Source organism: Mycobacterium hainanense (genome assembly GCF_041890355.1).
In the GTDB taxonomy this organism is placed as follows: domain Bacteria; phylum Actinomycetota; class Actinomycetes; order Mycobacteriales; family Mycobacteriaceae; genus Mycobacterium; species Mycobacterium hainanense.
The window spans coordinates 5009964-5029521 of record NZ_CP169059.1 but is presented as its reverse complement, the minus strand read 5'-3'; the positions used below and the strand labels follow the sequence as shown (position 1 = coordinate 5029521).

Annotated in this window: 21 protein-coding genes and 1 pseudogene; 8 read left to right on the top strand and 14 right to left on the bottom strand. The window is 71.9% G+C overall.

From position 1 onward, the window contains the following. The first annotated feature begins 32 nt into the window (after positions 1–32). Positions 33–1322, top strand: a complete 1290-nt coding sequence (locus ACEL92_RS23670) for a MinD/ParA family protein (RefSeq protein WP_374023019.1) — start codon at positions 33–35, stop codon at positions 1320–1322. A gap of 4 nt (positions 1323–1326) precedes the next feature. On the opposite strand, the gene ACEL92_RS23665 is transcribed toward ACEL92_RS23670, so the two are convergent. Next, entirely contained in the window at positions 1327–1488 is a 162-nt protein-coding gene (locus tag ACEL92_RS23665) for a hypothetical protein (protein WP_374023018.1), read from the bottom strand. A 46-nt stretch (positions 1489–1534) separates the two neighbouring features. Between ACEL92_RS23665 and ACEL92_RS23660 the strand changes: the two genes are divergently transcribed. Further along, positions 1535–1900 (top strand): DUF4229 domain-containing protein, encoded by a 366-nt coding sequence (locus ACEL92_RS23660; protein WP_374023017.1) that lies wholly within the window; start codon positions 1535–1537, stop codon positions 1898–1900. On the opposite strand, the gene ACEL92_RS23655 is transcribed toward ACEL92_RS23660, so the two are convergent. Continuing rightward, positions 1894–2901: a beta-ketoacyl-ACP synthase III gene (locus tag ACEL92_RS23655; protein ID WP_374023016.1), complete on the bottom strand. Its 1008-nt coding sequence runs from the start codon at positions 2899–2901 to the stop codon at positions 1894–1896. The two genes, ACEL92_RS23660 and ACEL92_RS23655, sit on opposite strands and share 7 nt — an antisense overlap. A gap of 108 nt (positions 2902–3009) precedes the next feature. Next, positions 3010–3882 (bottom strand): 1,4-dihydroxy-2-naphthoate polyprenyltransferase, encoded by an 873-nt coding sequence (locus tag ACEL92_RS23650; protein ID WP_374023015.1) that lies wholly within the window; start codon positions 3880–3882, stop codon positions 3010–3012. Between the two features lie 75 nt (positions 3883–3957). Between ACEL92_RS23650 and ACEL92_RS23645 the strand changes: the two are divergent. Both ACEL92_RS23645 and ACEL92_RS23640 read left to right on the top strand, forming a co-directional pair. Further along, positions 3958–4735: pseudogene (locus ACEL92_RS23645) on the top strand (S-methyl-5'-thioadenosine phosphorylase). Then, positions 4732–5760, top strand: coding sequence for an NAD-dependent epimerase/dehydratase family protein (locus ACEL92_RS23640; protein WP_374023014.1), 1029 nt, complete (start codon positions 4732–4734; stop codon positions 5758–5760). Before ACEL92_RS23645 ends, ACEL92_RS23640 begins: the two are co-directional and overlap by 4 nt. Positions 5761–5765: 5 nt before the next feature. Here the strand turns inward: ACEL92_RS23640 and ACEL92_RS23635 are convergent, their stop codons facing one another. Beyond that, the gene (locus ACEL92_RS23635; RefSeq protein ID WP_374023013.1) at positions 5766–7424 is read right to left on the bottom strand and encodes a hypothetical protein; all 1659 of its coding nucleotides are present in this window, start codon (positions 7422–7424) and stop codon (positions 5766–5768) included. 279 nt (positions 7425–7703) lie between these two features. Here ACEL92_RS23635 and ACEL92_RS23630 point away from each other — a divergent pair, with 279 nt between their 5' ends. Genes ACEL92_RS23630 through ACEL92_RS23620 form a run of 3 tightly spaced genes read left to right on the top strand, consistent with a single transcriptional unit; the run spans position 7704 to position 10634 of the window. Next, the gene (locus ACEL92_RS23630; RefSeq protein WP_374023012.1) at positions 7704–9317 is read left to right on the top strand and encodes a hypothetical protein; all 1614 of its coding nucleotides are present in this window, start codon (positions 7704–7706) and stop codon (positions 9315–9317) included. A gap of 7 nt (positions 9318–9324) precedes the next feature. Then, a complete protein-coding gene (locus ACEL92_RS23625; RefSeq protein ID WP_374023011.1) occupies positions 9325–9978 on the top strand; it encodes a glycosyltransferase family 2 protein in 654 nt (217 codons plus the stop codon). After that, positions 9975–10634: a DUF2064 domain-containing protein gene (locus ACEL92_RS23620; protein ID WP_374023010.1), complete on the top strand. Its 660-nt coding sequence runs from the start codon at positions 9975–9977 to the stop codon at positions 10632–10634. Before ACEL92_RS23625 ends, ACEL92_RS23620 begins: the two co-directional genes overlap by 4 nt. A gap of 4 nt (positions 10635–10638) precedes the next feature. Here the strand turns inward: ACEL92_RS23620 and ACEL92_RS23615 are convergent, their stop codons facing one another. The 10 genes from ACEL92_RS23615 to ACEL92_RS23570 form a co-directional block, all read right to left on the bottom strand. Continuing rightward, complete coding sequence (locus ACEL92_RS23615) at positions 10639–11991, bottom strand: hypothetical protein (protein WP_374023009.1); 1353 nt, start codon at positions 11989–11991, stop codon at positions 10639–10641. 11 nt (positions 11992–12002) lie between these two features. After that, the gene (gene menE / locus ACEL92_RS23610; RefSeq protein WP_374023008.1) at positions 12003–13085 is read right to left on the bottom strand and encodes an o-succinylbenzoate--CoA ligase; all 1083 of its coding nucleotides are present in this window, start codon (positions 13083–13085) and stop codon (positions 12003–12005) included. A 68-nt stretch (positions 13086–13153) separates the two neighbouring features. Then, positions 13154–13456: a DUF3349 domain-containing protein gene (locus tag ACEL92_RS23605; RefSeq protein ID WP_374023007.1), complete on the bottom strand. Its 303-nt coding sequence runs from the start codon at positions 13454–13456 to the stop codon at positions 13154–13156. 56 nt (positions 13457–13512) lie between these two features. Then, complete coding sequence (locus ACEL92_RS23600) at positions 13513–13812, bottom strand: hypothetical protein (protein ID WP_374023006.1); 300 nt, start codon at positions 13810–13812, stop codon at positions 13513–13515. Beyond that, entirely contained in the window at positions 13812–15059 is a 1248-nt protein-coding gene (locus ACEL92_RS23595) for an anion permease (RefSeq protein ID WP_374023005.1), read from the bottom strand. The genes ACEL92_RS23600 and ACEL92_RS23595 overlap by 1 nt, the downstream gene beginning before the upstream one ends. 97 nt (positions 15060–15156) lie before the next feature. Next, positions 15157–15564: a VOC family protein gene (locus tag ACEL92_RS23590; protein WP_374023004.1), complete on the bottom strand. Its 408-nt coding sequence runs from the start codon at positions 15562–15564 to the stop codon at positions 15157–15159. A gap of 30 nt (positions 15565–15594) precedes the next feature. Next, positions 15595–16488 carry an SDR family oxidoreductase gene (locus ACEL92_RS23585; protein ID WP_374023003.1) on the bottom strand — a complete coding sequence of 298 codons (894 nt, stop codon included), beginning with the start codon at positions 16486–16488 and terminating at the stop codon, positions 15595–15597. An 86-nt stretch (positions 16489–16574) separates the two neighbouring features. After that, entirely contained in the window at positions 16575–17477 is a 903-nt protein-coding gene (locus tag ACEL92_RS23580; protein ID WP_374023002.1) for a 1,4-dihydroxy-2-naphthoyl-CoA synthase, read from the bottom strand. Positions 17478–17490: 13 nt separating this feature from the next. Next, the gene (locus tag ACEL92_RS23575; protein ID WP_374023001.1) at positions 17491–17946 is read right to left on the bottom strand and encodes a nitroreductase family deazaflavin-dependent oxidoreductase; all 456 of its coding nucleotides are present in this window, start codon (positions 17944–17946) and stop codon (positions 17491–17493) included. Positions 17947–18049: 103 nt separating this feature from the next. Further along, positions 18050–18928 (bottom strand): aldo/keto reductase, encoded by an 879-nt coding sequence (locus tag ACEL92_RS23570; RefSeq protein WP_374023000.1) that lies wholly within the window; start codon positions 18926–18928, stop codon positions 18050–18052. A gap of 82 nt (positions 18929–19010) precedes the next feature. Between ACEL92_RS23570 and ACEL92_RS23565 the strand changes: the two genes are divergently transcribed. Continuing rightward, the gene (locus tag ACEL92_RS23565; protein WP_374022999.1) at positions 19011–19556 is read left to right on the top strand and encodes a TetR/AcrR family transcriptional regulator; all 546 of its coding nucleotides are present in this window, start codon (positions 19011–19013) and stop codon (positions 19554–19556) included. Positions 19557–19558 lie beyond the last annotated feature (2 nt).

The following is a 19558-nucleotide window of genomic DNA, read 5'->3' as shown; positions in this document are numbered from 1 at the left end:
AGCGACCGACCCAAGTAACGCAGCAAGGGGGAGTGCACGTGTCCGACCATCCGACGACGGGCGTGGGGGCGCCCGAGGAGCCGACCACGCAAATGCCTCCACCGGGGCCGCCGGCCTCGCCCGTGACCGCCGACGCACCGCATGCCGACGGGGGCGAAGCGCCGACCCGCGCCTTCGCCGGATTCCGCACCGAACGGCGGCCCGAGCGGCGGGACATGGCGCCACCGACCACGCCCAGGCCCGCCGGGATGCCGCCCTGGGATTCCACCCCGGTGACCGGGATCCCGCGGGTCGACCCGACCGCGTACGGCGCCTACTACACCGGCCCGGCTGACGCGCCGCCCCCGCAGGCCCCGCCGCGGCCCGAGCCGGTGCCGCACACGCCGTACCCGGAGCTGTCCACCGGCATGTTGCTGCGGCCGGTCAAGCCGCCGCCGTCGGAGGGCTGGCGCCGGCTGCTCTACGAGCTGTCCGGTCACCTGATCAACCTCGGCGAGAGCCCGCGGGCCGCCCGCTACAACAACCTGGTGGCGCAGGTGAACCGGCCGTTGCGCGGCTGCTACCGGATCGCGCTGGTGTCACTGAAGGGCGGCGTCGGCAAGACGACGATCGCCGCGACGATGGGCGCCACCTTCGCCTCGATCCGCGGTGATCGGGTGGTCGCGGTCGACGCCAACCCCGACCGCGGCACGCTGAGCCAGAAGATCCCGCTGGAGACCGCGGCGACGGTGCGCCAGCTGCTGCACGACGCCGGCAGCATCGAGCGCTACAGCGATGTCCGCCGCTACACCTCGAAGGGCCCGAGCGGCCTTGAGGTGCTGGCCTCGGAAACCGACCCGGCCGTCTCGGAGGCGTTCAGCGCCGAGGACTACACGCGCGTCCTGGACGTGCTGGAACGGTTCTACGGTCTGGTCCTCACCGACTGCGGCCCGGGCCTGCTGCACTCGGTGATGTCCTCGGTGCTGGACAAGGCCGACGTCCTTGTCGTGGTGAGTTCGGGATCCATCGACGGGGCGCGCAGCGCGTCGGCGACACTGGACTGGCTGGACGCGCACGGCCACGAGGACATGGTGCGCAACGCGGTCGCGGTGATCAACGGCGTGCGGCCGCGCACCGGCAAGGTCGACATGAACAAGGTGGTCGACCACTTCGCCCGCCGCTGCCGCGCGGTCCAGGTGGTGCCGTTCGACCCGCACCTGGAAGAGGGCGCCGAGATCGAGCTGGACAGGCTGAAGAGGCCGACGCGCGAGGCGCTCACCGAGCTGGCGGCCATCGTCGCCGACGGGTTTCCGGGGGAGCAGCGCAGCCCCGGGATCGCATAGCGCCTCAGCGGGGGTTGTTGTCCCCGTGGCCTAACCGCCGCAAGAAGTCTGGATCGTCGTCCGGCCCGATGACGCGAGTCTTCGGCCGGTTCATCTGCGACCGCGCCGCGCGCCAGCCAACGTAGATCAGCGTCCCCAAAATCAGGACGAGCAGCAGGTAGAGCACTCAACACCTCCTCGGACGAATATACCCGCGCCGTAGGCTCTCTCCTGTGTCAGAAGGAGCCAGCGACAACAGCCCGAGGGACGGCGCGGACGGGGGCCGGGCGCCGGGTGGTGGCCGCCGGGTGGTGGTCGACGTCCTGCTCTACGCGGCGGCGCGGCTGCTGCTGGCGGTGGCGCTCGCCGCCGCGATCTACGGGGTGGGGCGGCTGATGGGGGTCAGCCAGTTCCCGATCGTGGTCGCCGCGTTGTTCGCGCTGATCATGGCGATGCCCCTGGGCATCTGGCTGTTCGGCCCGCTGCGCCGCCGCGCCACCGCGTCGCTGGCGACGGCCGGTGAGCGCCGGCGCCGGGAGCGCGAACAATTGCGGGCCCGGCTGCATGGCGACCCCGACGGGCCGGCGGCCGATCAGTAGTTGGGCATCCGCACGACCTGCGCGGCATAACTGAGGCCCGCGCCGTAACCGATCAGCAGGGCCAGGTCGCCGGGCCTGGCCGCCCCGGTTTCCAGCAGCTCGGCCATCGCGAGGGGGATGGAGGCCGCCGAGGTGTTGCCGGTGTGCTCGATGTCGTTGGCGACGACGGCGTCGGGCCGCAACTCCAGGCTCTTCGCCAGGACCTCGTTGATGCGGCTGTTGGCCTGGTGGGGCACGAACACGTCGATCTCGTCGGGCCTGATGCCGGCCGCGTCCATCGCCTGCCGGCCGACCTTGCCCATCTCGAACGCCGCCCACCGGAACACCGCGCTGCCCTCGAGCCGCAGGAACGGGCGGGGCCCGGTGGGGGCGTCCATGTAGTCGATCCAGTCGATGTCCTGCCGTATCGCCAGCGCCTGTTCGCCGTCGCTGCCCCAGATGGTCGGGCCGATGCCCTGATCGGGCGTCTCGCCCACCACCACCCCCGCCGCGCCGTCGGCGAAGATGAAGCAGTTGGTGCGGTCCTGCATGTCCACCGTGGGGGACAGCTTCTCCGAACCCAGGACGAGCACCTTGGCGGCGGTCCCGCCGCGGATCATGTCGGCCGCGAGGCCCAGCGCGTAGCCGAAGCCGGCGCACCCCGCCGAGACGTCGAACGCCGGCACGCCCGTGGCGCCCAAGGCGGCGGCAACCGCCGGGCCGCACGCCGGCGTCTGCAGGAAATGCGTGCTGGTCGCGACGATCACGCAGTCGATGTCCGACGGCGTCAGCCCCGCGGTCGCGATCGCCTGCCGACCGGCCTCGGTGGCCATGGACGCGGCGGATTCGTCGCGGGCGGCGAACCGGCGGGTCTTGATCCCGGTGCGGGTGAAGATCCACTCATCGGACGAGTCGATGTTCTGGCAAATCTCGTCGTTGGTGACGACCCGTTCGGGGCGGTACGCCCCGACGCTGAGCAATCCGATGTTCCGCGGTCCACTGGTCGCGGCGATCTGCTTCACTGCTGTCCCCGATCGGTGTTGTCCATGACCGGCCGTTGATCGCGGGCCGACCACCCATTGTTATCCGATCCGTCGCGGGCGCGGGCGGTACCGACACATCCGGGCGAGTCAGCCGGCCAGCGCCAGGGCCGCCGCCACCGCGATCGCCCAGGCGACCATGGCCAGCCCGGTGTCGCGCAGCACGGGAATGAGCTCCGGGCCGCCGCGTCCCGACCGCACCGGGCCCGCCGCCCGCAGCGCCAGCGGCGTGGCCACCAATCCGACGGCGCACCACGGTGTCGCGGCCATCAGCACCAGTGTCAGCAGCCCGGCGGTCGCGAGCAGCGCCTGGTACAGGATGCGGGTGCGGGCATCGCCCAGCCGCACCGCCAGGGTGATCTTCCCCGATTGCGCGTCGGTCGGAATGTCGCGCAGGTTGTTGGCCACCAGCACCGACGACGACAGCGCCCCGATCGACACCGCCAGCGCCAGCCCCACCCAGTCCACCTGCAGCGCCTGGGTGTACTCGGTGCCGAGCACGGCCACCAGCCCGAAGAAGACGAACACCGCGACCTCGCCGAAACCGGCGTAGCCGTAGGGTTTCGAGCCGCCCGTGTACAGCCACGCGCCGGCGATGCACACCGCGCCCACGGCGATCAGCCACGGCGCGCTGACGAGCGCGAGGGCCAGGCCGGCGGCCGCCCCGACCGTCAGGCTCGCCACCGCGGCGGCGAGCACCGACCGCGGGGTGGCCAGCCGCGAGCCCACCAGGCGCATCGGGCCGGCCCGCTCGTCGTCGGTGCCGCGGACGCCGTCGGAGTAGTCGTTGGCGTAGTTGACGCCGACGGTCAGCGCGACCGCGACGGCCAGCGCCAACAGCGCCTTCCACCACACCGCGGATCCCAGCCACGCCGCCGCGCCGGTGCCCGCAACCACCGGCGCCACCGCGTTGGGCAGCGTCCGCGGCCGCGCACCGGAGATCCACTGCCCGAAATTGGCCACGAGGACATCCTGCCAGTACCCCGCCCCGCGCCCCGCGCCCACGATCCGGCGCGGGCCATGCACCACAATGGGCGGATGCTCGGAGTCATCGGCGGCAGCGGTTTTTACACGTTCTTCGAGTCCGACACCCGCGCCGTCGACGTCGACACCCCGTACGGGCCGCCGAGCGCGCCGCTCACCGTCGGCGCCGTCGGGGGTCACGAGGTGGCGTTTTTGCCCCGGCACGGGACCAGCCACCAGTTCTCGGCGCACACCGTGCCGTATCGGGCCAACATGTGGGCCCTGCGCAAGCTCGGGGTGCGACGGATCTTCGCGCCCTGCGCCGTCGGCAGCCTCGAGCCCGGGAACGGCCCGGGCGCCGTCGTGGTGCCCGATCAGCTGGTCGATCGCACCAGCGGCCGGGCCGACACCTACTTCGATTCCGGCGGCATCCACGTCGACTTCGCCGACCCGTACTGTCCCAGCCTGCGCGCCGCGGTGACCGGCCTGCCGGGTGTGGTCGACGGCGGCACCATGGTGGTGATCCAGGGGCCGCGGTTTTCCACCCGGGCGGAGAGCCGGTGGTTCGCCTCGGCGGGGGTTCTCGCTGGTGAACATGACGGGCTACCCGGAGGCGGTGTTGGCCCGCGAACTGGAAATGTGTTATGCCGCAATCGCTTTGGTCACCGACCTGGACGCCGGGGTGATCGCCGGGCAGGGGGTGACCGCCGTCGAGGTGTTCGCCGAATTCGAGAAGAACATCGGCGGATTCAAAGAGCTGGTGCGCCAGGCTATCGGCCGCGTCGCCGGCGAACGCGACTGCACGCACTGCCTGCCGCACACCGGGGTCACGCTGCCCGTCGAGCTGCCATGAGGGTGTTGCTCACCGGGGCGGCCGGCTTCATCGGTTCGCGGGTGGACGCGGCGCTGCGCGTGGCGGGCCACGACGTGGTTGGCGTCGATGCGTTGCTGCCCGCAGCGCACGGCCCGAATCCCGTGCTGCCGCGGGGTTGTCACCGCGTCGACGTCCGCGACGCCGGGGCGCTGGCGCCCCTGCTGGACGGGGTGGACCTGGTTTGTCATCAGGCGGCGATGGTCGGTGCGGGCGTGGACGCCGCCGACGCGCCCGCCTACGGCGGCCACAACGATTTCGCCACGACGGTGCTGCTGGCGCGGATGTTCGCCGCGGGAGTGCGCCGCCTGGTGCTGGCCTCGTCGATGGTGGTGTACGGGCAGGGTCGCTACCACTGTGGGCGGCACGGGGACGTCGACCCGCTGCCGCGGCGGCGCGAAGACCTCGACGCCGGGGTCTTCGAACACCGCTGCCCGATCGGGGGCGAGGAACTGGCTTGGCGCCTCGTCGACGAGGACGCGGCGCTGCGGCCGCGCAGCCTGTACGCGGCGAGCAAGACGGCCCAGGAGCACTACGCCTTGGCCTGGTCGGAGTCGACCGGCGGGTCGGTGGTGGCGCTGCGCTACCACAACGTCTACGGTCCCGGTATGCCGCGCGACACCCCGTATTCCGGGGTGGCGGCCATCTTCCGGTCGTCACTCGAAAAGGGCCAGCCGCCAAGGGTTTTCGAGGACGGGGGCCAGATGCGGGACTTCGTCCACGTCGACGACGTGGCCGCCGCCAACCTGGCGGCCACCCAGCACACCGACGGGTTCACCGCAGTCAACGTCTGTTCGGGGCGGCCGGTCTCGATCCTGCAGGTGGCCGGCGCGCTCTGCGACGCGCGCGGCGGATCGCTGGCACCGGTGATCACCGGCCAGTACCGCAGCGGCGACGTGCGCCACATCGTTGCCGACCCGTCACGGGCGGCCGAGGTGCTGGGGTTCCGGGCGCGCATCGGCCCGGCCGAGGGCTTGCGGGAATTCGCGTTCGCCCCGCTGCGCTGAGCGCGCTACGCCTGCGGCGGCCGGTAGATCTTGGGTTTCTGCAGGGGTATCTGCCGCGTCGCGGAATCGTCGCCCCGGAAGATCCGGGGGCCGGTGTTGATCCGGGTGGTCGCCGCGGCCGACGGCGCGGCGGCGCGGCCCACCGGGACGCGTGCCCTCGGCCCGGGGGGAGCGCCCGTCGGGGCGGGGGCCTTGCGGGCGGCACGGCGGCGGCGCAGGCGCCGGCCGTGCAGCTGCCCGGTGACGATGGCCGCCCCCAGGATGCACAGCGCAAGGCCGCACAGGGCCACGTCGAAGGTGCTGGTGATCTGCTGGGCGAGGTTGTTCCCGTAGACCGGGTGCCGCGCCGGGGACGCCGGCGAATCCGCGAATCGCGGCGCCAGCACCACGCCCACCACCACGCGCGCGACGCTCAGCGTGGCGACCAGCCCGCACAGCGACGAGATCAGGCGCGCGGAGCGGGTGGCGTCGGCCAGGTTGATGCGCAGCCAGATCGCCAGCAGCGCGGTGGCCAGATCGAACCCGGCAAGCACCACGCTGTCGTAGCGCGAGAAGGGGTAGTTCAGGCTCACGGAGACGAACAGGTCGGTCAGTCGCATCACCATCGAACCCAGGCCCCATACGGCGATGAGCAGCAAGCCATTTCGGGCCGCCGCCCGCCAGGCGCTCTCCTCGGCGCCGGTGGTGTTGCGGTGACCGAACAGCGTCGCCGGCGCGAACACCGCCGCCGCGGCCCACGCCAGGTAGCCCTCGAAGCCGACCCCGGCGGTCGACGTGTTCTGTGCGATGCCGTGGAACGCGTCGATGTCGCGACCCAGCGGCAGGATCCACACCCCGATTCCGGCGACCAGCGTCGAAGCGCCGAGCGCGACGGTGGCCAGCCGGGCGGCCCTGGTGCCGCGGAGCAACCACCTGGCGGCCACCAGCACGGCGACCAACGCCACCACGCCGTAGACCACCGCCGTAACGATGACCGCGACGTTCTGCTTGCCGAACTCGCCTGCGCCCCCGGCGCTTTGCAGCGCATAGCGCACCCGCCAGTACAGGTTGACACCGAAGCTGAGCATCGCCAACGCCATCGACGCGTAGCCGATGAAACGGGCGGACCGCAGCCAGCCGGAGTGCTCGTCGCCCTCGGGGACCGGTCCCGACCGGGCGCCCGCGGTCACGGCTTGCGCACTCAGCATGCAGCCGGCGATGCCCACCCACGCCCCGGGCCCCACGCCGCCCGGCACGTTGACCGTGCCCCCGAACCGGACGGTCTCGAACGCGTCGAACCCGACGAAAGCCAGCACCAGCAGCGTGTAGGGGATGTTGAGCGCCAGGCGTAGGCGGCCCGCCGTGCCCGGGTTGAACCGCGCGCCGGACGCCCTCCAGGAACCGGCTACCGCGACGGCGACGACGGAGAGCACGGTCACCGCCAGCAATACGGCGAACAGGATCGGGTTGCTGCCGGGAATCCCGACGCCGAAGTACAGATTCCACGGCAGGAACACGGCGATGACGAGCAGCGCGACGGCGGTCAGGTCGCTGACCCACCGGCGTCGGGTCGGGTCGGGCGGCGCGGCCGGAGCGCTCGGGGCGGGCCGCACGATGCGAGTGGTCGCCTGCGCCTGTCCGCGGATGGGGCCGGTAGGCGTGTCGTCACTGCTCTGGCTCACCATGCCCCCCGCAAATCAAGGACGATTACATGCGGCGCAGGTTCGGTTGCGCGCCGGGCGAATACCCTGCCGGGGCGGCCGCACTGCTCGCTTGCGAACATAATCTCCGTTCGGACGCCGTGGCGGATTCCCCGGCGACCGTCCTGTCGTTCGAGAAGCTGGTTACGCTGCGCTATAGGCAAACCTTGTTCGCCCGAATAACGGATACTGCCAACGGTATCGCAAGTGTAATGATGCCGGGACATTGCTGGCCGTGGGGTGGCCGGCCGAAGGAGAACCGGGATGGACGTCGTGTTGGGGGTCGCGGTCACGGGCCCCGTCGCCCGCTTGGCGCTCGTCGGTCCGGGCGCCGACGTGATCGACCAGTCCGTCGTCGACCTGGAGGACAACCCGGTCGGCAAACTCACCGAGACGGTGGTCGGCACCAATCGGCTCCTCGCGGACGAGAACCACCGACTGGTTGGCGCCCGGCTGTGCTGGAGCGACGCTCCGCTCGCCGGCCAGTTGCGGCAGGCCCTGGAGAACTCCGGGGTCCCCAACGTCGCGGTGCTCTCCGAGTCGCAGGCGGTGACCGCCTTGATGCGCGCGGCCGGCCGGCCCGGCGCCGCGCTGGTGATGAACGACGCGACGGCGACGCTGTCGGTGCCCGGAGCCGGTGCGGACCCGGACGCACCGCCGACCGTGCTGGCCCAGCAGCCGCTCGCCGGCGGCGACGCCACCGCCGCGTTCGACACCATGTTGGCCCAGCTCACCGCCAGTCCGGACGCGCCGGGCGAGGTGTACCTGGTGGGCGCATCCCCCGAGCTGACCCAGGTCGCCGACCAGTTGCGCGATGCGTCGACCATGCGGGTGCAGGTCGCCGAGGACCCGTCGTTCGCGGTCGCCCGGGGCGCCGCCATGGCCGCCGCGGCGCAGACGGCGTTGTCCGCCGGGGACGCGACCGCGCTGGCTCCAGCGGTGGGGCTCACCGGCGACGAGACCGCGATGGCGCCGGCCGCGGGGCCCACCGGGGACGAGACGACCGTCGTGCCCCCGCCGGCCGTCGAGGAACCGCAGCTGGCGTATTCGATGACCGAGGACGCCGAGCCGTTCCCCGGCGACGAGTACGACCCCGACTACGACGGGTACGACGACTTCGACGAGACCGAGGCCATCCCCTCGCGGCTCAGCCGCCGGTCCCTGGTGGTCGGCAACGCCGTGATCGCCTTCGCAGTCATCGGTTTCGCGTCGCTGGCCGCCGCGGTGGCCATCGCGGTCCGCCCCGCCGCGAGCCAGCAGCCGGTGGTGGGCCATCAGAACGCCGCCCCGGGCAAGTTCTTGCCGCTGTTGCCGACGCAGCAGCAGGCGCCGGTGCCCCCGCCCCCGGCCGACCAGCCCAACGCCGGTTTCCAGGGCGGCGTCATTCCGGATGCCAACGGTCTCCTTCCGGCGCAGGGCACGTCGCCCGGTGCGGGTGTCCCGGCCGCGCCCGCCCCGGTGGCGCCCGCCACCCCCGGCGTCGTGCCCAACCCCAATCCCGCTGTGCCGCTTCCGATCCCGGTCATCGTTCCGGTCCCGGTATATCCGCCGCCGCCCTACAACCCGCCGACCACCACGACGCCGACGATCACCACCACCACGACGACGCCGACGATCACCACCACGACGACGCCCACCCCGACCACGCCCACCACGACGACGCCGTCCACCACGACGATGCCGACGACCACCACCCAACCGCCGGTGACGACGACGCCGCCGTCGAACACCAAGACGCCGTTCACGTCGACGCAGGCGCCGACCACCGCGGCGCCGCCGCCCAGCACGCACGAAACGACGGTGGCGCCGCCGCACACGCAGACCCAGCAGCCGCAGACCCTCGTCCCGCAGCAGCCCCACCCCCATCGCGGGTTCTGAGCCGGCGATGCCCGACGCCGTCACGGTGGTGCTGCCCTGCCTGAACGAGGAGGAGTCGCTGCCGGCGGTGCTGGCGGCCATCCCCGCCGGCTACCGGGCGTTGGTGGTCGACAACAACAGCACCGACGACACCGCCGCGGTGGCGCGGCGCCATGGCGCCGATGTCGTGGCCGAGCCGCGGGCCGGGTACGGCTCGGCGGTGCACGCGGGCGTGGTCGCCGCGACCACCCCGATCGTCGCGGTCATCGACGCCGACGGCTCGATGGACCCCGGCGACCTGCCGCGACTGGTCGCCGCGCTCGAGCAGGGCGCCGACCTGGTGATCGGAAGGCGCCGGCCGGTGGCCGGGCTGCACTGGCCGTGGGTCGCCCGGGTCGGCACCGTGGTGATGAGCTGGCGGCTGCGCACCCGCCACGGGTTGCCGGTGCACGACATCGCACCGATGCGGGTGGCGCGGCGCGAGGCGCTGCTGAACCTGGGCGTCACCGACCGCCGCTCGGGGTATCCGCTGGAGCTGCTGGTGCGCGCGGCGGCCGCCGGTTGGCACGTGGTCGAGCTGGACGTCAGCTACGGTCCCCGCACCGGCGGCAAGTCGAAGGTCAGCGGTTCGCTGCGGGGGAGCGTCACCGCGATCCTCGACTTCTGGAAGGTGATTTCGTGACCCTTCCGGTGACGCTGCTGGTGGTCGCCAAGGCGCCGGAGCCGGGCCGGGCCAAGACCCGGCTCGCCGCGACGGTGGGGGACGTGGTGGCCGCCGAGATCGCCGCGGCCGCGCTGCTGGACACGCTGGACGCGGTGGCCGCCGCGGCGGCGGCGAACCGGGTGGTGGCCATGACCGGCGACCTGGACGCGGCGGCCGGCGCCTCCGAGATCCGGCGACGGCTGCGGGCCTTTACGGTGATTCCCCAGCGTGGGGTGGACTTCGCCGACCGGCTGGCCAACGCTCATGCCGATGCCGCCGACGGCTACCCGGTGGTGCAGATCGGGATGGACACGCCGCAGGTGACCGCCGACATGTTGACCGATTGCGCCCACCGGCTGCGGGAGGCGGCGGCTGTGCTCGGGCCGGCCGTCGACGGCGGCTGGTGGGTGCTGGGTTTACGGAGCCCGGCGGCGGCCGAATGCCTGCGCACCGTCCCGATGTCGCAGCCGGATACCGGCTTGCTGACCTACCGGGCGTTGCACGACTTGGGAATTGAGCCCTACGCGGCCCCGGTGCTGGCCGACTTCGACTTCGCCGAGGACGTTGCCGCCGTGCGCGCGGCCTGCCGCCCGTCCAGCCGCTTCGCCGAGGTCACCCGCGCGGCCGGCCTGTAGCCGATCACCAGTTGGTGACGATGACGGTGTTCAGCAACACCGCGCCGGCGGCGTTGAGCGCCAGCCACATCCGGTGTGACCGGGCCGGAAGCAGCGCGGGCGCCGCCGTGAGCCAGACGGTGAAGGGCAGCCAGATCCGCTCCACCTCCGCCTTGCTCAGCATGCTCAGATCGGCGCACGCGATGGCGGCAAGCATGCCCAGCAGCAGCAGGTGAAACCCGGAGCGGCGACGGATGGCCGCCGCGTCGAACACCCGGCTGACGCCGGCGACGCTGCCCAACCCGATCGCGCAGACGACGGACGCCAGGTTGGCCCAGCTCCAGTACTGAAATGGGCGGTCCTTGGCGATGCCCTGCCAATAGCGTTGCTGCACAAGGTGGTAGCCGTCGAACCAGTAGAACCCCGCCACCGCGAAGGTTGACGCCACGGCAACGGCCGCCAGCGTCGCCGGGCCGAGCGCCCGCAGCGCCGCGCGCCAGTCGGCGGCCGATGCCAGCACCGCCAGCGCCGGCAGGCCCATCAGCGTCAGCCCGTAGTTGCAGAACACGCCCCAGCCCAGGAGCAGCCCGGCGGCGGCAGCCGTCAGCGCGGGGAAGCGGACTCCTCGGTGCACCGCCACGGCCAGCAGCGCGATGCCCCACGCCGCCACCCCGGCGAAGTAGCCGTCGGCCGAGACCGCGATCCAGATCGCCGTCGGCGCCACCGCCACGAACGGCGCGGCCCGCCGGGCGGTCCGTTCGTCGGCCAGCGCGCGGACGGCGACCAGCACCGCGGCCGCCGCGCTGGAGCCGGCCAGCAGGCACAACAGCCCCGCCCAGGCGCCGCCGTGCAGCCCGATCCGGTCCAGCCAGACGAACGTGAGCAGCGCGCCGGGCGGATGCCCGGAGACGTGGGTGGTCCACGAGTTCGGTTGGTAGTCGACGATCCGGCTCGCGAACGTGCGCAGCGTGGCGGGGATGTCGGTGATGCCCGGCACCTGCGACAGATACTCGTCGCGGGTGGTCAGCCGGCCGGCGAAACCGCGCTGCCAGCCGTCGATCATCGCCAGCGCGAACGCCCACCCGCAGGCGGTTGCCCAGGTGCCCAGCGCCAGGATCCGCCACGAAAGGCGTTGCGCCAGAATCGGTCCCCATAGTACGGCGGCGGCCGCGATCGCGATGGCGGGCCCGGTGCCCCAGCTGGCGTGGATCTCCCATGCGCCGAAGATCGGCGCGGCCCCGGCGTGCGTGCCGAACCGCTCCTGGCCGACGTCGGTCCGCGGGCGCACACCCCAGGGCAGCCGCGGCAGCACGAACGCCGCCGCCACCAGCGCCGCCCCGACCGCGACGGCCACGGACTCCCGGCGTGCCACCCTCACGGTCGACCAGCCTATTGATCGGCGAGACCGGCGAACCGGCGCACCAGCGCGGCCCGGTCGACCTTGCCGATGCCGCGCCGCGGCAGCGCATCGACGACGTGCACTTCGCGCGGCGCGGCGGTGGCGTCGAGGGTCCGCGCCACGTGGGCGCGCAGGGCGTCCAGCGCCGGGGCCGGTCGTCCGTCGGCCACCACGATCGCGGCGACCACCCGCTGGCCAAGCCGGTCGTCGGGCACGCCGAACACCACGCAGTCCCCGACGGCGGGATGGGTGTCCAGCGCGGCCTCGACCAGTTGCGGCAGCACGGTCAGCCCGCCCGTGCTGATCGCGTCGTCGGCGCGGCCCAGCACGGTCAGCACGCCGGCCTGGTCGACGACACCGAGGTCGTCGGTGCGGAACCAGCCCGGTTCGGCGAACGGGTCGGGCTGCACCGGGTTGCGGTAGCCCTTGGCCAGCGTCGCGCCGCCGAGGACGACGCGCCCGTCGGCCGCGATCCGGACCAGGACACCGCCCAGCGCCACGCCGTCGTAGACGCAGCCCCCCGCGGTCTCGCTCATCCCGTAGGTGCGGACCACGGCGACACCGGCCGCCGCGGCGGCGTCGAGCACGCCCTGCGGGGCGGGGCCGCCGCCGAGCAACACGGCGTCCAGTTCGGCGAGCGCGGCCGTGGCCGACGGGTCGGTCAGCGCCTTGGCCAGCTGCGCGGCCACCAGCGACGTGTACCGCCGCCCTGGCCCCAATCGCCTTATTGCGCTTGGTAATTCGGTGATATCGAAGCCTGCGGAGACATCCAGCTCGACGGGCGGCGAGCCGGCGAGCGCGCTGCGCACCAGCACCTGCAGGCCCGCGATGTGATGCGGCGGCAGCGCCAGCAGCCAGCGGCCAGGGCCGCCGAGGCGGTCATGGGTGGCCGTCGCGCTGGCGGTCAGCGCGGCGGCGGTGAGCAGCGCGCCCTTGGGGGCGCCCGTGGTCCCCGACGTCGTCACGACCAGGGCCACGTCGTCGTCGATGGGCTCGCCGACCCGCAGCCCCGCCGCCAGCGCCTCCGAGCCGGGCGCGAGGGCGACCAGAGCGGGGTCGCGCCCGTCCAGCACGCGTTCCAGGGCGGGTAGCAACGACGCGACGGCCGAGCCCGGCGGGACCGTGAGTGCGCGCAGTAGGGCTATGCGGGGTCCTCGACCTCGTCCGCGTCGTCGAACGGCCAGCCCTGCGCGGCCAACCGCACCCGCACCCGCTCCACGTCGTCGGGCGAGGGCAGGTTGTCGGTGATCTGGGTGATCAGCACCCCGATGTCGACGTTGTCGAATTCGCCCCGGTTGACCAGCTCGCAGGCGACGGCCTTGACCTCGTCGTTGGACAGCCGGCGGGCCAGCAGCGCGAGCACCGGGAAGGTGTCCGTGGCCGGGACGCCTTCGGGGTATCCCGCGCGCAGCCACGAGACGATCGAGTTGAGAAATCCGTTCACGCTGGTCCAGCTCCCCCCGGTGTCCGGCTCGGTAACGCGGTGGGCATCACTCGATGCTACTTGGGTTTGGCTCCGAGGAAGGCCACTCCGGTGTGGTGGGCGATGAAGTCGCGCGAGATGTACGCCAAGGCGAAGCCGATCACCACGACGACCAGCGCATAGATCAACCAGGCGAGCGCCAGCAGTGCCGGGTTCTTCTGTGGCGAGCCGCCCTGGGTGCTGACCTGCCCGGCGCCCACCGCGTGGAACCGCAACCCCAGGGCGAACAGCCCCGGCAAGGCGGCTCCGGCCAGCATGGAGAAGAGCAGGATCTTCAGGGAGGCCTGGTAGTTGAACCAATCGCTGAAGTGACTCATCAGGCGTTCGCCTTCATCGTGGGGTCGTCGGAGTCATACCGGCGGGACTTGCCGCTGCCATTCGGCGGGTGAACGTCCGTTGGCGGGTGGTGGTGGTGGGCATCCTCGGCTTCGAGCCCGGCGGTCAGGTCGCCCTTCCATTCGGCGTTGACGTTGTTGTGGTCGACCTTGACCTTGCGCGACCGGATGTAGATGGTGGCGGAGACCGCGACCAGCATCGCGAAACCGACGATGGCGCCCGGGTAGCCGCCGATCAGGTGCACGATCCAATAGGTGAGCGCGCCGACGAACCCGGCCAGCGGCAGCGTCACCAGCCAGGCGACGCCCATGCGGCCGGCGACGCCCCAGCGGACCTCGCCGCCGGGCTTGCCGAGCCCGCTGCCGAGCACCGAGCCCGTGCAGACCTGGGTGGTCGACAGCGCGTAGCCGAAGTGGGTGGACAGCAGAATGACCGCGGCAGAGGACGATTCGGCGGCCATGCCCTGCGGCGACTGGATCTCGACCAGCCCCTTGCCCAAGGTGCGGATGATGCGCCAGCCGCCCAGGTAGGTGCCCGCCGCCATCGCCAGCGCGCAGGCCCCGATGACCCACAGCGGCGGCGCGGCGGTGCTCTTGCTGATCGACCCGTAGGACATCAGGGCCAGGAAGATGATGCCCATTGTCTTCTGTGCGTCGCCGGTGCCGTGCGCCAGCGACACCAGCGACGCCGAGCCCCACTGGCCGTACCGAAAGCCGGCCTCGGTGCGGCTGGTGTCGAGGCCCCGGGTGACCCGGTAGACCAGCCAGGTCGCGATGGCCCCGACCACGATGGCCAGGATCGCGGCGACGACGGCGGGGATGAGCACGTGGGACACCAGCCCCTTCCAGATCACGCCGTGCCCGCCGACGGCCGCGATCGTGGCGCCGACGATGCCGCCGATCAGGGCGTGCGAGGAACTCGACGGGATGCCGAGGAGCCAGGTAAGCAGGTTCCACACGATGCCGCCGACCAGGCCGGCGAAGACCAGCTCCAGCGTCACGATGTGCCCGTCGATCAGGCCCTTGGCAATCGTGGCGGCGACGGCGGTGGACATGAACGCGCCCACGAGATTGAGCACCGCGGACAGCGCGACGGCCACCTTGGGCTTGAGCGCACCGCTGGCGATCGAGGTCGCCATCGCGTTGCCGGTGTCGTGGAAGCCGTTCGTGAAATCGAAAGCCAGTGCCGTGATTACGACAATGATCAGAAGGAACAATTGGATGTTCACAGCGCCCGATTCTGGTGGTAGGGGGATTCCATTGTCGAATGCAGCAAGACCCGAATCGCGGATGTACCTAGAGTCGTCGCCAGATGTTACCTCTCAGTTAACCGGACTTTGCCTGTCGTTCACCCCGGGTGTCGCGCCGTAACGGGTGGTCCGGAGGGATCTGAACGAAGATCAGCGTGATGCCGTCCGGGTCCGTCACGTGCATTTCGTATAGGCCCCAGGGCTCTTGGCGCGCCTCGCGCGCGATCGCCACGCCCCGGCTTTGCAAATCGGCTTGGGTGGCCTCGATGTCGCGCACCTGGAGCCACAGCGCGCCGGGGAAGGGGCCGCGGGAGTGGTCCGGAGAGCCGTAGCCGGCCAGCTCCAGCAACGACTGGCCGGCGAAAAAGACTGTGCCCGCGCCATACTCGCGGGCTATCGCGAGCCCGATCTGGTCCCGGTAAAACGCCAACGACTGCTGATAGTCCGCCGGCCGGAACAGCATCCGGCTGGCCAGGATCTCCATGGTGTCGTGTCTATCACACGAGCCGGTCAGCTACTGCTCAGCGCGGTTGGGCTGGATGCTTTGGCGTTGCATGATCGCGTTGACGAAGCGGGGGCCGAAGGTGTCCAGCGCCTTGGCGGCGATCGCCATCCGCGGCGCGATCCGCACCGGCCGGGTGCGGGCGGCGGTCAGCATCCATTCGGCGGCCTCCGCCGACGTGAGCGCGGGCATGCCCTCGTAGGCCTTCGTCGGCGCGATCATCGGCGTGGCCACCAGCGGGTAGTACAGCGTCGTCGAATGCACGCCCCGCTGGCCCCACTCGGTCTCCACGACGCGGCTCACCGCCGACAGCGCGGCCTTCGACGCGTTGTAGACCGCGAACAGCGGCGAGGCCTCCGACAGCACCCCCCACGTGGAGACGTTGATGACGTGTCCGTCGCCGCGCTCGAGCATCCCGGGCGCCAGCCCGCGGATCAGTCGCAGCGGCGCGTAGTAGTTGAGCGCGATGGTCCGCTCGACGTCGTGCCAGCGTTCCAGCGACTCGGCCAGCGGGCGCCGGATGGACCGGCCGGCGTTGTTGATCAGGATGTCCACCCCGCCGAGGCGCTTCTCGACGTCGGCGACCAACGCGTCGACGGCGTCCAGGTCGGAGACGTCGCACGGCAGGGCGAGCGCGCTGCCGCCCGCCGCGGTGATCCGCTGCGCGAGCGCGTCGAGCAGGTCCTGACGCCGGGCGACGACCACCACCGTCGCGCCCTCGCGGGCGAGCAGTTCCGCCGCGGCCTCCCCGATGCCCGAAGACGCCCCGGTGAGCAGGATGCGCTTGCCGGCGAGGTCGACGGGCTTGATGGCGGGGCGGTTGACCAGCACCTGCGGGGCCATCGGCGGCCGCATGGTGGCCAGCACCAGCTGGTCGGTGAAACGGCGAAGGGGGCTCTTGCTCACGTGGGGAGTCTAGGGGCGGGCTCGAATCCGACGAGCGTCACGCCAGCGTGACGTTCGGCGCCGAGTGTCACGCCAGCGTGACCCCCCTAGAAGTAGCGGGGGAACCGGCTCCAGTCCGGCGGCCGCTTCTCCAGGAAGGCGTCGCGGCCCTCGACGGCCTCGTCGGTCATGTACGCGAGCCGGGTGGCCTCGCCGGCGAACAGCTGCTGACCCACCAGCCCGTCGTCGAGCAGGTTGAAGGCGAACTTGAGCATCCGTTGCGCCTGAGGCGATTTGGCGTTGATCTCGGCCGCCCACTCGATGCCCGCCCGTTCCAGGTCGGCGTGGTCGATGACCGCGTTGACCGCGCCCATGTGGTGCATCTGCTCGGCGGTGTACGCACGGCCCAGGAAGAAGATCTCGCGGGCGAACTTCTGGCCCACCTGGCGCGCCAGGTACGCGCTGCCGTAGCCGCCGTCGAAGCTGCCGACGTCGGCGTCGGTCTGCTTGAACCGGGCGTGCTCGCGGCTGGCCAGGGTGAGGTCGCACACCACGTGCAGGCTGTGCCCGCCGCCGGCGGCCCACCCGTTGACCAGGCAGATGACCACCTTGGGCATGAACCGGATCAGCCGCTGCACCTCGAGGATGTGCAGCCGCCCGGCGCGGGCGGTGTCCACGGTGTCCGCCGTGTCACCGCTCGCGTACTGGTACCCGCTGCGCCCGCGGATGCGCTGGTCGCCGCCGGAGCAGAACGCCCAGCCGCCGTCCTTCGGCGACGGCCCGTTGCCGGTCAGCAGCACCACCCCCACGTCGGGCGACATCCGCGCGTGGTCGAGCACCCGGTAGAGCTCGTCGACGGTGTGCGGGCGAAACGCGTTGCGCACCTCGGGGCGGTCGAAGGCCACCCGGACCGTCGCGTCGGTGACGTGGCGGTGATAGGTGATGTCGGTCAGGCCGTCGAACCCGTCAACGGGCCGCCAGGCCTGCTCGTCAAATGGATTGTCAGTCAAGGTGTTTGAACTCCTAAGCCGGGTCCAGTCGGAACACGGCGCAGCGGCCGGCCAGGGCCTCGAACTCCTCGGGACGGCCCTCGGTGACGAGCCCCGCCCGCTTCATGAAGCCGACGCCCGTCGGCACCTCGGTGGGGAAGAGTCGCAGGATCGGCCGCGCTTCCGCGGCCGGCAGCTCGGCCATCCGCACCCTCTGGGCGCGCCGCCCGCGCGCGATCGTCGCCTCGCCGGCGGCCCGCACGTTGGCCACCCAGTCGGCGCCCGGGAACCCCGCGACGACGTACTGCCGGCCGTCGACGGTCATGGGGGTCACCGGGGTCGAGCGCGGCGCGCCGGACTTGCGGCCGGCCACCGTCAACACGACGGGGCTCTCGCCGCCGAAACTCATTCCCAGCCGCGACATCTGGATGAAGACCTTGTTGGCCGGCTTCAGCCACCACGGCGGCTTGATCGGTTTGCCGCTTCCCATACCCCGCGACGTTACCTCGCGCCGATTGAGGCGCCGAGTGTGCGCCCAGCCGTGCATTCGAACGCGAGTGTGCGGCCAGCCGCATGCTCGGCGCAGTAATCAGCTAGCCGACGGCGTCGAGTTTTTCCAGCGCCTCGGCATCCAGGCTGACGTCACCCGCGCCCAGGTTCTCTTCCAGGTGCCCGACGGATCGCGTGCCGGGGATCAGCAACGTGTTCGGCGTATGCGCCAGCAGCCACGCCAGGCCGACCTGGGCGCCGGTGACCCCGAGCCGGCCGGCGATCTCGACCACCACCGGATGGTCGGCGACCTTCGGGAAACCGGGAAACGACGATCCCAGCGGGAAGTAGGGCACCCACGCGACACCCTCTGCGGCGCACAGTCGCAACGTGTCTTCCTGCGAGCGGTCGAGCGCGCTGTACGCGTTCTGCACGCAGACTATTCCCGCCGGCAGCGCGCGCCGCACCACGTCCACCGGCACGGCGCTGATGCCGATCGCGCCGATTTTGCCCTCGTCGCGCAGCGCGATCATCTCGGCGAGCTGGTCGTCGACGTCCACCTTCTGATCGCCCTCGGCGGCCACGCCGGGGCCGAGGTCCATGCGCCGAAGGTTGACCACCGGGACGCAGTCCAGGCCGAGCTGACGCAGGTCGTCCTCGACCGCGGCGCGCAGCTCCGCGGGCTTTTGTGCCGCCGCCAGGGGCATGGGCTGTTCGCCGGTGTAGCGGGCGCCGACCTTGCTGACGATGACGAGGTCGTCGGCGTAGGGGGCCAGCGCCGCCCGGATCCGGCGGTTCACCTCGCCGGGGCCGTAGAACGATGCCGTGTCGATGTGGTTGACGCCGAGCTCGACCGCGCGGCGCAGCACGGTGGCCGCGTCTTCCGGCGCGGCCTCGAACAGTTGCATGGCGCCGTAGCCCATGCGCGCGACGGTCGACGTGCCGATCCTGCCGAGACCGCCGGGCCGTGGTTTGTCCGTCATGGTGCTCCCTCGTGTCACACTGGAGAAATGCGGAGGGTCCTCCGCTTGTCCGAGAGCGTAACAGAAGTGGAGGAGCCTCCGCTTGGCCGGGATCCGATCGGACGCGCGCCGGAATCGCGAGCGCCTGCTCGAGGTGGCGGCGGCGGCGTTCGCCACCGCCGACGGGCGACCGGTGTCGCTGGAGGCCATCGCGCGCGAGGCCGGCGTGGGGATCGGCACGCTGTACCGCCATTTCCCGAATCGAGAGGCGCTCGTCGAGGCGATCTACCGCGCGGAGCTCGCCGAAGTGGCCGCGGCGGCCGGGCGGCTGCTCAAGCGCCACCCACCCCAGACGGCGCTGCGCCGCTGGATGGATCGCTACGCGTCATTCGTGGCCGCCAAGCGCGGCATGGCCGAGTCGCTGCAGGCGATCTTCGCCTCAGGTGCCATGCAGGCCGGCCAGACCCGGGACAGCATCGTCGGCGCCGTCGAGCTGCTGTTGCGGGCCGGGGCCGAGGACGGCAGCCTGCGCGCCGACGTGCAGGCCGACGACGTGGTGTCCAGCCTGATCGGCATCTTTCTGGCCAGCGGCTCGCCCGAGCAGACCGGCCGCATGCTCGACCTGCTGGTCGCCGGGATCGCCGCCTGACG